The sequence below is a fragment of the Microvirga massiliensis genome, assembly GCF_001006805.1.
In the GTDB taxonomy this organism is placed as follows: Bacteria; Pseudomonadota; Alphaproteobacteria; order Rhizobiales; family Beijerinckiaceae; genus Microvirga; species Microvirga massiliensis.
Genome location: NZ_LN811366.1, coordinates 26,986 through 40,018, shown reverse-complemented (window position 1 = coordinate 40,018; position 13,033 = coordinate 26,986). Strand labels below are relative to the sequence as shown.

Below are 13,033 nucleotides of genomic sequence, written 5' to 3'. Positions count from 1 at the left end.
GTCAGAACCCGAGCGCAGCGCCGTCGCTGCGCGGATCGGACGCGCCTTCGATCAATCCGCTCGGGTGGTGCACTAGGGCGCCGGCATGCCCCATAATCTCCTCGAAGGGCCCCACGACCTCGACATCGTGTCCGGCCTCTTGCAGCGCCGCGATCAAGGTTGGGTCGAAACGCGACTCGATTTTCAAGTTGGTCGTCACCGTGCCCCAGGTCCGGCCGAGCAGCCAGCGAGGCGCCGTGACGGCCTGCTGGAGTTCCTGGCCGTGTAGGACATGACGCGCGAACACGGCCGCCTGGGTCTGCGGCTGCCCCTCCCCGCCCATCGTTCCGTAGACCATGGTGCGGCCGTCGGCTAAACGGGCAAGCGCCGGCTGGATGGTGTGGAACGGGCGGCGCCCTGGCCGCAGGTGGTTGAGATGTGGCTCGTCGAGAGAGAACGACGTGCCGCGGTTCTGCCACGTGATGCCGCTTTCCGGCAGGACGACTCCCGAGCCGAACTCCCAATACAGGCTCTGAATGAAGCTGACGGCCCGTCCTTCGCCATCGATGGCGCCGAGCCACACGGTATCGCCGTGTGCTGACGGATGAGGCCACGGGGCGGCGCGCCGGCGATCGATCACACGGGCATGCGCGTCAAGCGCTTCGGGCTTCAGGAAGGAGCGCGGGTCCTCCGTCATGTAATCGGGATCACACACGTGCCGATCGCGGATTCGAAACGCCTGCTTCGTCGCTTCGACGAGGCCGTGGACGAACTCGAAATTCTCGGCCTCGCGAACACCCAGCCGATCGTAGATCCCCAGCACCAGAAGCGAGGCCACCCCTTGCGTGGGCGGAGGCAGATTGAAAACCTGATGGCCGCCGACTTCCGTCGACAGCGGCTCGACATTTCGGACCTTGTGACCGCGAAGGTCCTCGAGGCGCAACGGGCTGCCCGCTCTTTCCAGGTCGCTAGACATGGCCTCTGCCAGGTCGCCCCGGTAGAAGTCGTCGAGCCCCGCTCTGGCAAGATGCTCAAGGGTTGCGGCAAGGCGTGGCTGCCGAAAGCGCTCGCCGGCGGCCGGAATGTGGCGGTCGATGAGGAAGGTCGACGCAAATCCCGGAACATCTTCGAACTCGTGGAGCTTCGAGGAAGTGTTCAGGGATTGCGACCGCGTCACCGGGATGCCCTGCCGGGCGTATTCGATGGCATCTTCCAAAAGGCGTGAGAGCGGGAGCGGTTTCGACGTGATGCGGCGGTTGACCTCGAGCGCCTGCTCCCAGCCCGAAACAGCGCCTGCGACCGTCAGTGCCGCCAAAGAGCCGCGCGACGGAATCGCGGCATGCCCCTGCTCACGATAGAAGCCGATATCGGCCCCCCGAGCCGCCGCTCCGCAGGCGTCGATACCGACCGGCGCTTCACCGGGTAGGGAGATGAGCCAGAAACTGTCTCCGCCGAGGCCATTCATGTGCGGATAGACCACGGCGATCGCGGCCGCGGCCGCGACCATAGCCTCGATACAGGTGCCGCCGTCCTCCAGAACGCGCAGGCCAGCCCGGGCAGCGAGATCGTGGGGAGCAGTCACCATTCCGCGGAAGGAGCGTCGTGTCTGGAGCATGATTCCTCAATGGAGGTGAGCGGAGTTGAAGAGGTGAACAGCCGTCGGATCCAACCGTGCATCGCGGAAGGCGCGCAGCACGATGAGGATACCGGCGAGTGCATCCCACCCGGAGGTGTGTCCGATGCGACTGACGGCCCACAGCGCGGACTGCAAGTCGCCGATCGACCCGTTCATGAGCGTATTCAGGACGCGGCGCAATGCGGCAGAGCAATGCCCTTCGGCGGCCGCCGCGAGATGCGCGAAGCTGATCTCGTTCGTATTCGTCATCGCGCGGGCGCGCAGGACGTCCCAGATCGAATCCCGAAGTTCGTCCAAGCCGAGCGCCTGCAACGCGACCAGCGCGCCGCCGAGCAGGTCGTCGCCGGACGGGGTCAGTCCCGGCCCCAGCCCGAGAAGAGATAACAACGGTTCTGCATCGAGATCGCGTTCGTCCCGAAGACCGGCCGCTCTCGCTCGGACTAGATCGCTCAGACGGGCGACCGGTCCGCGCGTGCGGACGAGTATCGCCGACCGTGCGTGTCCTGCCCTCGCCCGGCAAAAAGGGGCCAGTCCCTCCGAAGGGAACATCCCGTCTTCCAAAGCGTCGAGCGCCTGAAGCCCCGCGTCCAGAGTCCCAATGTTCCAGTCCGGGATTGCCACCGGGCTCGGCTCAGCAATCCGGCCGACCTCGACGAAGATGCCGCAGCCGACCTGCAATGCGTCCCTCAGCACCCGAACGGAATCCCCGCGCATCGGCCAATAGAGTTCTTTGGAGCATGAGAGCGATGGTCTGTAGAGCACATTCAGCGGACCAGAGCCCAATTCATCAGGGCCGAAACAGATCCACTGGCCGTCCACGACCATGTAGAAGCTGCGTGCGAACACCGCCTCTACCCGACCGCTGGCGCCATTCACAAGGGCGCGCTGCGCGACTTGTCCGATATCGATGATCTCGAACGGAGCTGTCGTCGACTCAGCCATCGTCCGACACGATGTGCGTTCCTGTCTCGCCCCGGAGCGCTGCCATGGCTTCGTCGAGATGACCGATAATGACCCGTTCGCCGCCACCTTCGAGGAAGCGGATTGCCGCGGCGACCTTGGGGCCCATGCTGCCCGGCGGAAAATGTCCTTCGGCATGGAGTGCCTTGAGTTCCCGAAGCGTGACGCGGTCCAGGAAGCGCTGGTTGGGTTTTCCGAAATTCACGGCAACTTTCGAGACCGCTGTCAGAATCATCATGTGACCGATGCCGAGGACATTGGCCATGTGCGCCGAAGTCAGGTCCTTGTCGATGACGGCTTCGACGCCGTGACGGACACCCTTCGGCCCGCGCACCACGGGGATGCCCCCGCCCCCGCCCGCGATGACGATCGTGCCGCGCCGGGCGAGCACCTGGATCAATGACAGGTCCACGATGTGACGCGGCTTGGGCGATGGTACTACGTGCCGCCAGCCCCGGCCGGAATCCTCTTTCATGAACCAGCCCAGCTCACGGCTCAGGTCCTCCGCTTGCTCCTGGGTGAAGAATGGGCCCACGGGCTTCGTCGGATTCTCGAATGCCGGATCGTCGGGGTCCACCTCGACCTGTGTCAGCAGGCATGCGACGTGGCGAGGATTGTCGATCTCGCGCAAGGCATTCTCCATCGCCTGCATGAGCAGATAGGCGATGCCGCCCTGGCTATGCGCGACGCAGATGTCGAGCGACATGGGCGGGATGCGGGTTCGTGTCAGTGCCTGCCGCATCAAGATCTTCCCGACCACCGGGCCATTGCCGTGGGTCACGACCAGCTCGTTGTCCAACTGCGCAAGCGGAAGAAGCGCCTGCGCAGTGCGGGCCGCAAGATCCTTCTGCTCGTCGGACGTGCCGCGGATATTCTCCGGATGGGTGGCGTTACCGCCGATCGCGACCAGAAGGCGCGATGGCGTTTCCTCGATGCTGGCCATGAAATTTCCCCCTCTACCCTTGGCACAGAGCGAGCGCGACCTCGGCCGCCTGCTCGTTGGACGGCGCCACGACGACGCCTGCATTCTTGAGGATTGCGATCTGCCACGACCGAACCTGAGGATCCTCTTCCGTGCCGGTCACGGATGCGACGACGGGAGAGTGCGACGGACCGAATTCGGATAGGATCGAGGCCAGATGTCCGGCCGGATCGATATGCGCTCCGAACCCAATGACGAGATCCACGAGGATGGCTCCGATTCCCGGATCTTCCAGCGTCTTGCGCAGCATGTCGTCACGAACGGACGGATCGATCATCGGATGCGGTCGCCCTTTCGTATATTCGTCGGCTCCGAGATCCACGATCCGATCCGACGATCCGTTTGCCTCCGTCAGCGGACGTGAACCGGGCACAGCCGCATTCGACGCGACCTGCCGCCCGTTTCGCAGCAGGACGATCTGAGCTTCGGCGCACAGGGTCCCACCCGAATAGAGACCGGCGACGATGCCTTGCCTGGAAGGAGAGATTGACGGTTTGAACCCCGTTCCGATCACGACTCCGCCCAGAGCCGCCTCGGCGGCGGCCTTGAGGGTGCCAGCGAAGCGTGCGTTCGCTGGCATGCCCGCGTCGTTGCCTCCCAGGAAGCACACCGTGAACGGTTTCGTGCTCCGGGCCACCCGCGCTAGCACCATGCGTGCGACGTCGGGATGGGGCGGCTTCGAGATGAGAACGATGTGCCGAGTAGCCGGGTCGGCATCTAGCGCATCAATTGCCATGAGGGTCGTGATCCCGCCGACCGCCTGGTTGAGGTCTCGCCCGCCAACTCCGACGGCATGGGAGATCCCCCCGCCGGCCTCGGAGATGAGGCTCGTGACCTCCTGAATGCCGGTGCCCGAGGCGCCGATCACGCCGATTTCGCCGCGCCTCACCCTGTTCGCAAAGGCGAGCGGCACGCCCCCGATGATCGCCGTTCCGCAATCCGGTCCCATGACGAGGCGCCCGAGCGCCCTCGCCTCCTCCTTCAGCGCCCGCTCCTTCGCGACCGGCACGTTGTCGCTGAAAATCATGGCATGCAGACCATGATTCAGTGCCTTGCGGGCTTCGGCGGCGGCGAATTCACCCGGCACGGAGATGAGCGCGACATTGGCGTCGGGCATGAGCCTGAGCGCCGCACGCAGCGTCCGCGGCTTCCAGCTCTCGGTCTCTCCCGCGGCGGGGCGCGGCTGCTCGAGCTGCGCGAGCGCTTCCCGCAGGGCGTCGCGCGCATTCCCCTCGCTCTCTGCGCGAATTCCGATGATGAGATCATTGCCCTGCGCGGAGGCGCCGTTCTCGGCCAGGAGGCCCGCATCGGCGAGGATCTGCCTGTTCGACGGCGTGCCCATCATCAAGGCGGCTTCGGTGATCCCGGGCCGCTCGGCGATAGCGCGCGAGAGGCGCATCAGCGCCACGGAGTCGAGGTAGAATCCCTTCCGGATCTCGTTGAGAACGAATTCGCTCATTTCACTCCAAGCCTCTCCGCCAGCGCCCGCACCGCCTGCTCGAAACACGCCATGGGAGCCCGTACCACGCCGGCGCCAACCTGGCCGACGCCGGGCTCCTTGTGTGCGATTCCGGTATTGATGACGGGCGCAAGCCCCGTATCGACCACGAGGCGAATGTCGACTCCCGTCGGCACCCCGGCGTAATCGAGCGTCGGGATCGTCCACTCCGGGTTCTCGCCGACGGTGATTTCCCGCATGGCCTGCGTGAAGAGCGCGGCGGACGAGGCCGAGCCTGCCCCCACGAAGCCCGCGACCGCCGGAGCGGCTGCCATCGCGAAGCCGCCGAGGCCGATGGCCTCGACGATGGCCGAGTCACCCATGTCGGGATTGGCGTCTGCCGGCCCGAAGCCCGGAAAGTAGAGCCCCTCGGGCATCTCGACGGGAGCCACGAACCACGTGTCTCCCGTTCCGCTCACCCGGACGCCGAAGTCAGTCCCGTTGCGGCACATGGCCGTGACGACCGAGGAACCTTCGATCCCACGCACCGGGTCCATGATGGCCTTGCCCATCGCCATCGCGACATTCAGGAAGAACTGATCATTGCCGCCGATGAAAGCCAGGATGTCGGCGAGTTGCTCGCCATCCCGACATGCGCGCGCGAGCCAGGGGGCGAGTTGGCGCAAGAAAATGCCGGTACAGGCGACGTTGCGCTGGTGCATCTCGTCGCCCATCGTCAGGCCGCGGGCGATGATCCCCTTCAGCTCGATCCCACCGGCGCCCCGGACGGCTGCGCCAAGGGCAGGCCCGAGGACATCCCGCAGCCATGCCAGACGACCGAGGACTTCCGCGTCATTGCCACCGAAGCGCATGACTTTGCCGAGGCCCTCATTGATCGTGCAATAGGCGCGGTTCCCGAACCGGCGATTCTCGACGACCATGACGGGCATCGACCGGGTGGTCATTCCAGTCATCGGGCCCACGGCGTCGAAGTGGTGGTTCGGGTGGAAAGCCACCGCGCCGGATCGCGCCAACTCGGTCGCGACGTTCAGGTTTGGAGCCCAGCCCTCGAAAACGATCGCTCCGGCAATCGCTCCCCGCATCGGGCCGCACATCCGCTCCCATTCAATCGGCGGCCCGGCATGGAGGATAGCTTGATCTCGAAGGGCGGGAATGACGCTGTGCGCCGGAACCACATCGATCAGGACGGGGTCGCCCTCCAGGATGCGGCGCAGAGCTTCCCGATTGGCTTCTTCGATTTTTTGCATGCTGGCCTCGAGGCTCAGGCGCCGAGTTTGGAAACGAGATCGGCGAGATCGGGATCGCCACCGGCCGGAGGCGACCAAGCCACTTGAATGACAGGTACGCCCGCCGTCTTGAGCTCCTCCGCGAAGCTCGCCAGACCGATATTCACCACTTTGACCGGACCCGTCAGGAGATCGCCGTTTCCGGCAGCTGGGTGATCCTCGAACCGTTCGTCAGTCATGCGCTTTGCCTCATGCTCCGGCAGCTCCTTACGGCCATGCGAAAATTTGTAAGCGAACGCTTACTTAAGTCAAGTCGGTTTGCGCATCCATGAGCAGCGCTTTCGTTCGGCATCACGTGGGGGAGAGGAGGCATGCCCTGGATCACTGATTGTGCTCTGGCCGCGAGGAGATATCGCGCGCAACTCTACGACTCTTGGCGAGCGACCAGAGACAAGAGGTACGAGCTTAATGACGGCAAATCGCAGGGTGGCGCTGCGACTTTCTCTTAGGCAACCGAGGCGCGGCTCTCCGCTTGAGAAGGCGCTTCCGACGAGCCACCGAGATACGCTTGCTCGAGCGCTGGATCGTGGGCGAGTTCGTGCGCGGATCCGGCTTTGACCACTGCGCCGGTCTCCAGGAGGTAGGCCCGATCGGCGAGCGCCAGGGCATGGCCGGCCATTTGGTCGACGACGACGAGCGTCATGCCTTCGTTCCGAAGCCGACCCAGGGCTTCGAACAACTCGTCCGCGGCTTTCGGGGCAAGGCCCAGCGACGGTTCATCCAGCATGAGCACCACCGGACCCGTCATGAGGCCGCGCGCAACTGCCAGCATCTGCTGCTCTCCGCCGGAGAGAAGACCCGCACGTTGTCGGCTTCGCTCGCGCAAGCGCGGGAAGCGCTCGAACATGCCCTCGATTTCCGAATCGATATTGGCCCCAGTGCGCGCGAAGGCCCCAAGCTTCAGGTTCTCGAGGACCGTCAGTTCCGGAAAGACCTGACGGCCCTCCGGGACCAGCACCAGCCCGGCCCGGGCGCGCTGATGGGCCGTGTAAGTGTGGATGGGAACGCCCTTCAGACGGATCGTGCCACCGGCCCTCGGCGGTTGAAGGCCCGCGAGCGCACGCATCAGGGTCGTCTTGCCGGCGCCGTTCGCTCCGAGCACCGCAACCGCCTCGCCGCTTCCGACTTCGATGGCGATATTCGTGAGCACCTGGGAGGCGCCATAACCCGCATCGACGTGATCGGCCTCCAGGACGGGAGCCTGTGCGCCCGAAGCCCGTGAAGCGACTGCGCGATCCGGACGATGCGTTCCGGCACCCTCGCCGAGATAGGCTTTGCGCACTGCCGGATCGGTCCTGACGGCCTCCGGCACCCCTGCGGCGATGCGGCGTCCGGCGTCGAGCACGACGATCTGGTCCGAGAGCGTCATCACCATGCCCATGTCATGCTCGACGAGGATCACGGTCACATCGAGCTCGGCGATCCGCTTCAACAATGCGACGAGGCGCTGCTTGTCGGCATAGGACAGGCCGGCCGCCGGCTCATCCAGCAGGAGCACTTTCGGACGGAGGGCGAGCGCCCGGGCGATCTCCACGAGTCGCTTCTCGACATGCGGCAAGGCCGAGGCGGGGCGTTCGAGCCCCTCCCCGGCTCCGACGAAATCGAGAAGCGAGCGCGCGAAGGCCTCTGACGCGGGATCGCCCGGCGCGCTCCCGAGCGGCGTCACGAGGCCGCCGAGCCGCCCGCTGCGTGCCGCGAGCATGACGTTCTCGGTCGCGGTCAGCGTTCCGAAGAGTTGCGTCGTCTGGAATGTACGCGCGACGCCGAGGCGAGCGAGGGCGTGCGACGGCAGGCCGGTGATGTCGTCCGTGCCCAGCGCGACCTTGCCCGAATCGGGTTTGTAGAACCCGCACAGGAGGTTCAACGCGCTCGTCTTGCCGGCGCCATTCGGGCCGATGATGCTCGTCACCTGCCCAGGGAGAGCCTCCAGTGACACGTCCTGGACTGCCCGGACGCCGCCGAAGGAGATCGAGAGGCCGCCGACGCTCAGCCTCGAGAGATCCCGATCTGGCTGACGCAGAGCGGGCTCCACATCGACACGCTCGGTATCCGGGGCTGCGGCTTTCGGCAGGAAGCGGCCGAGCAGGTTCCCGGCCGTTCCGGCGATGCCGAGTGGCGCCAGGCGCAGGACCGCGAGCAGAAGTCCCCCGAAGACCAGGAGCCGATACTCGGCGAGATCGGCCAGCAGTTCGGGCAGGAGCACCACGACGGCTGCCCCGATCACAGGCCCGAACGTCGTGCCCGAGCCTCCGATCATGACGGCCAGGAGGAGCAGGATCGACTGCAGGAATGGAAAGGAACTCGGGCTGATATAGCCGTTCAGGGGAGCGAACAAGGAGCCTCCGAGCGCGGCGGCCGCCGCCGAGATCATGAAGGCTGCGGTGCGCACCCAAACAAGGTCGATTCCGATCGAACGCGCGGCGACCTCGGTGTCGCGGGCAGCGCGCATCGCGAAGCCCCAGCCGCTTTCCTTCAGGCGGTCGAACAGCACGAGGGCAGTTGCGACGAGGCAGACGCCGAGGATAGCGATTCCGCGTTCGCCGAGCGGCATCCCGAACAGTGTCGGGCTGGCCGTCAGGATCAGTCCGTTGCCACCGCCGGTGAGATCACGCCATTCCACCGCCCCGTGTTCGATGATGAACCCGAAGGCGATCGTCACCATCGCGAGATACGGCCCCCGTACCCGCAGAGCGGGCATCGAGAGAATGCCGCCGACGAGCGCGGCGAGCCCCATGCTCGCGGGAATCGTGGCCCAGAAAGGCCAGCCCGCGCTCTCCATCAGAAGGCCGGTCGTGTAGGCTCCGATGGCTATGAAACCGACATGACCAAGGGAGACCTGACCGGCGAGGCCCAGGAGGACATTGAGCCCGATGCAGGCGATGGCCGTCAGCGCCGTGGTGGCCACGAGGAAGACGCCATAGCTGTCCGTAATCGCCGTATAAGCTAGCGCCGCGGCGAGAAGCACGAGGACGAGGAGGAGCCTGAAACGGGTCATACCTTCTTCACTCCGGCCCGGCCGAGCAGCCCATGCGGCAGCACGACGAGAATGAGGATGACGGCGGCGAAGGTGAGAATCTGCGTGTAGACCGAGCCCAGAAGCGTGGTGACGAAGACCTCGATCAGCCCGAGGCAGATGCCGGCGATCATCACACCCCACGCGCTCCCGAGGCCACCGATGATGGCAGCCGCAAAGGCCTTGAGACCGAACAGCGTGCCCATGTCGGAGGAGACGTTGAACAGCGGCGCGATCAGAAGTCCGGCGATTCCCGCAAGCACTGCGGAGGCCGCGTAGCTGACGGCGACGGAGCGGCGCACATCGATGCCCATGAGTTGCGCCGCATCGGGATTCTGCACCACCGCGAGCATGGCGATGCCGAGTCGTGTCCGCCGAACCAGGAAGTGGAGCGCCGCCGCGAGTGCGAAGCCCACGATCGGAATCACGATCTGAAGCGGATAGACGCCGGCGCCTTCGGCGAGCTGAATCGGCTTAATCGCCAGACTCGATGGAAAGCTCCGCGGCTCCTTGCCGAACGTGAAGAGGACGACGTTGTCGAGGATGATTCCGACGGCAACCGTCGCCATCAGCCAGCTATCCGAGCCGCGCTGCACGAATGGACGAACAGCGAAGCGTTCAACGGCGAGGCCGTAGATCGCGCACAGCAGAAGCACTGCGGGAGCGCCGAGTGCGACCGGCCATCCCCAGAGGACGATGAAGAAGAACCCGAGCACGGCCCCGAGGGTCATCGAGCTGCCCTGGGAGAAGTTGACCGTGCCCGAGACGGCGTAGGTGACGTGGAAGCCGAGCGCGAGGAGCCCGTACATGCTCCCCAGCGCGAGTCCCGTGACGAGAGCGGAAAGGAGCATGCGTTATGCTTCCCGAAGGTTAGGGATCGCGCTTAGTTGCTCACGACCGGCATGATGTGGTCGCCTTCGAAGCGGGTCCAGATGTAGTCGTCCACCCCGAGCGCATCGTGGCTCTCCGGCGAGAACGGCTTCTCATAGGTCTTGATGAGCCCGTCGTAGCGGTCGATTTGGTACAGGGCCTCGCGGATCGCTTCACCCTTGGTGCTGCCTGCCTTCTGGATTGCGAGCGCGGCGAGATGCATGGCGTCGTAGGCGTTGGCGACACCGACGGCCGGCGTGATGTCGGCAGGCCCCTTGATGTCCGAATATTTCGCCTTGAGCGCGCTCATCACCCGCTCGCCGACCGGCGAAAGCTTGCCGAAGAAGCTGTAGGTCTGGACGAAGATGACCTTCTTTGCGCTCGGCCCCGCGAGTTCCGTGAAGCGTCCACCGGCCGGCCCCCAATGCGACACGATCGGCGGCTCCCAGCCCATGCGGTCGAGCGATTTCACCACTTGAGCCGAAGGACCGACATTGCCGACGAGGAGAAGAGCGTCCGCGCCGGCATCTTTTAGGCGCGTGAGCTGCGGGACCACGTCGACGTCGTTGCCTTCGAACTTCTCGACTCCGGCCGGCTCGATGCCGACCTCCTTCAGAGCCGCGCGGAGCCCGTGCTCGTTCGATTCGCCCCATGGATTGTTGACGAGAATCAGGCCCGGCTTCTTCGCGCCATAGGTCTTCATCGCATATTTGACCATCGCCTTATCGACCGAATCGTCCATCGCGGAGACGCGGAAGGCGTAGTTCGGGTTGGCGCCGTTATGGGTGATGTTGGTACCGGCGGCCCAAGGGTCGATGAAGGGTACCTTGGCGCCGTTCGTGAATGGCACGATGGCGAGCGCGACGGGCGTGTCGAGCCCTCCGAACAGGACGGCGACCTTCTCGCGCTGCACCAGCTCGCGCACAGCGATCACTCCCTTGGCCGGGTTGGCCTCGTCGTCGCGGCGCACGAGCTCGACCTGACGGCCGAGAATGCCGCCCTTGGCATTGATCTCGTCAATCGCGATTGTCAGTCCGCGCGTCAGCGCTTCGCCAGCACGCGCCGACTGCCCGGACAGCGCGGTCACGAGCCCGACCTTGATCGGCTCGGCCGCCTGCGCGGACCAAGGCGCGAGCAGGGTGAGACCGAGCGTAGCGCCGATTCCGAGTGCGGCTCTCCGCGTAAGCCCGGCGACTCCAGATGGTCCGAATCCGATCATGGCGTTGTATCTCCCTTCGAACTCCGGGTCCTCGAGGCGGCCCGGTTGTGTATCTTTGTATCGTCAATCCCGGCTGCAGAATTGACAGAAGTAAGTATTCTCTTACAAGAGGGTAGCGTGTCAAGCTGACCGCCGAAGTCGCCACGCCGACGCCATGGAGGAAACAATGGCATCTTCCGAGAACGAAGCCGCCCGTATCGTGGAAGCCTTTCTCGAGGCATCGATGATTCCGGATCCCGACCGTGCACGCACCTACATGGCACCGGACGTGCAGATCACTTTCACGGGCGGACGGCGCATGGGCGATCCTCGGGAGAGCACGGCCTTCAATGCGAAGCGCTATGCCTGGGTGAAGAAGCGCTTCGAGCGCACCGACGTGGCGCCTGGCGCAACCCCCGATGAGGCCGTGGTCTATAACACCGGCACACTCTACGGCGCTTGGCCGGACGGCACGGCATTCGAAGGCAATCGCTATGTCGACCGCTTTGTCGTGCGCGCCGGCAAGATCGTACGCATGGATGTCTGGAATGACAGCGCCGAGATCATCCTGGCACGTCAGGGTCTTGCGGAGGACGGCGGCAGGGGGGTTCGCGCCGCGCAGCTGAGCGGGGTGAGCGCGGCGTGAGAGACTTAGCGAAGGCGCCCGAAAACGTGCCGCTCCTGCGGGCGCACGGGCGCTACCGTTATAGCGGGATCCGGAATCGTCCAGTCTACGATTGGCCTAATGGCAAGCGTCTCGCGGTCTATATCGGCCTGAATCTTGAGCATTTCGCCTTCGGCGAGGGGCTTGGCGCGGAGCTGTGCCCCGGCGGGCCGCAGCCGGATGTCCTGAATTATGCTTGGCGGGACTACGGGAACCGGGTTGGCGTGTGGCGGCTGCTCGATCTTTTCGATGCGCTCGAGCTCCCAGTCTCGGTGCTCGTGAACAGCAGCATCTATGGCTACTGCCCCGAAGTCATGGAGGCGTTTCGCACACGCGGCGACGAGGTGGTCGGGCATGGCCGCACCAATGCCGAGCGCCAGGGCGTGCTGGACGAAGCCTCGGAACGCGCCCTGATCGCAGAAACCACACAGACCATCGCGGCCTTTGAGGGAGCAGCCCCGGCGGGCTGGCTCGGTCCCTGGATCTCGCAGAGCCAAATCACGCCGGATCTCCTCGCCGAAGCCGGATACCGCTATCTCCTCGACTGGTGCATGGACGACCAGCCGATCTGGTTCTCCACCCGCAATGGCGGCCGTATCCTCTCGGTCCCATATCCGCAGGAACTCAACGATATTCCGGCGATCGTCGGGCGGAAGAACTCCGCCGATCAGTTCGCGGACATAATCGTCCAGAACTTCGACGAGATGCTCGAGCAGGCGGAGACCGGTCCGCTCGTCATGGGGATCGCGCTCCATCCCTATCTCGTCGGGCAGCCCTACCGGCTACGCCATTTGCGGCGTGCCCTGAGCCACATCGTGGCACGGCGCAGCGAAATCTGGCCCACTACGGCCGGCGCCATCGCCGCGCACTGCTCTGCGCTGCCAGCCGGCCTTGTGCCGTAGGGCACCGCTGATAGATATCCCGGCAGGACAAGTGTGCCGGCCGGTGATGCAGGAAGCGATGGTGCCGGCGAGTATGGATTTGAA

11 protein-coding genes are annotated in these 13,033 nt (G+C 65.1%); 2 read left to right on the top strand and 9 right to left on the bottom strand.

The features are described from left to right. Window position 1: 1 nt before the first annotated feature. The 9 genes from BN1233_RS35975 to BN1233_RS35935 all read right to left on the bottom strand — a co-directional run bounded on the left by BN1233_RS35975 (window position 2) and on the right by BN1233_RS35935 (window position 11,404). On the bottom strand, window positions 2-1,594 hold the full coding sequence (locus BN1233_RS35975; protein ID WP_046868477.1) for a gamma-glutamyltransferase family protein: 1,593 nt from the start codon (window positions 1,592-1,594) through the stop codon (window positions 2-4). 6 nt (window positions 1,595-1,600) lie between these two features. After that, the gene (locus BN1233_RS35970) at window positions 1,601-2,557 is read right to left on the bottom strand and encodes an oxamate carbamoyltransferase subunit AllH family protein (RefSeq protein ID WP_048707502.1); all 957 of its coding nucleotides are present in this window, start codon (window positions 2,555-2,557) and stop codon (window positions 1,601-1,603) included. Continuing rightward, a complete protein-coding gene (locus tag BN1233_RS35965) occupies window positions 2,550-3,518 on the bottom strand; it encodes a carbamate kinase (protein ID WP_046868476.1) in 969 nt (322 codons plus the stop codon). The genes BN1233_RS35970 and BN1233_RS35965 overlap by 8 nt, the downstream gene beginning before the upstream one ends. Before the next feature lie 13 nt (window positions 3,519-3,531). Continuing rightward, complete coding sequence (gene fdrA, locus BN1233_RS35960; protein WP_046868475.1) at window positions 3,532-5,016, bottom strand: acyl-CoA synthetase FdrA; 1,485 nt, start codon at window positions 5,014-5,016, stop codon at window positions 3,532-3,534. Further along, window positions 5,013-6,263 carry a YlbE family protein gene (locus BN1233_RS35955; protein ID WP_046868474.1) on the bottom strand — a complete coding sequence of 417 codons (1,251 nt, stop codon included), beginning with the start codon at window positions 6,261-6,263 and terminating at the stop codon, window positions 5,013-5,015. Before BN1233_RS35955 ends, fdrA begins: the two co-directional genes overlap by 4 nt. A 14-nt stretch (window positions 6,264-6,277) precedes the next feature. Next, a complete protein-coding gene (locus BN1233_RS35950; protein ID WP_046868473.1) occupies window positions 6,278-6,481 on the bottom strand; it encodes a hypothetical protein in 204 nt (67 codons plus the stop codon). A gap of 266 nt (window positions 6,482-6,747) precedes the next feature. Further along, window positions 6,748-9,297 (bottom strand): branched-chain amino acid ABC transporter ATP-binding protein/permease, encoded by a 2,550-nt coding sequence (locus BN1233_RS35945; RefSeq protein WP_046868472.1) that lies wholly within the window; start codon window positions 9,295-9,297, stop codon window positions 6,748-6,750. Then, entirely contained in the window at window positions 9,294-10,166 is an 873-nt protein-coding gene (locus BN1233_RS35940; protein ID WP_046868471.1) for a branched-chain amino acid ABC transporter permease, read from the bottom strand. Before BN1233_RS35940 ends, BN1233_RS35945 begins: the two co-directional genes overlap by 4 nt. 32 nt (window positions 10,167-10,198) lie before the next feature. Further along, the gene (locus BN1233_RS35935; RefSeq protein WP_082145857.1) at window positions 10,199-11,404 is read right to left on the bottom strand and encodes an ABC transporter substrate-binding protein; all 1,206 of its coding nucleotides are present in this window, start codon (window positions 11,402-11,404) and stop codon (window positions 10,199-10,201) included. Window positions 11,405-11,570: 166 nt separating this feature from the next. Here BN1233_RS35935 and BN1233_RS35930 point away from each other — a divergent pair, with 166 nt between their 5' ends. Together BN1233_RS35930 and BN1233_RS35925 are read left to right on the top strand one after the other, a co-directional pair. Then, window positions 11,571-12,029 carry a nuclear transport factor 2 family protein gene (locus tag BN1233_RS35930; RefSeq protein ID WP_244470634.1) on the top strand — a complete coding sequence of 153 codons (459 nt, stop codon included), beginning with the start codon at window positions 11,571-11,573 and terminating at the stop codon, window positions 12,027-12,029. Continuing rightward, window positions 12,026-12,949 carry a polysaccharide deacetylase family protein gene (locus tag BN1233_RS35925; protein ID WP_046868469.1) on the top strand — a complete coding sequence of 308 codons (924 nt, stop codon included), beginning with the start codon at window positions 12,026-12,028 and terminating at the stop codon, window positions 12,947-12,949. Before BN1233_RS35930 ends, BN1233_RS35925 begins: the two co-directional genes overlap by 4 nt. The last annotated feature ends 84 nt before the right edge of the window (window positions 12,950-13,033 follow it).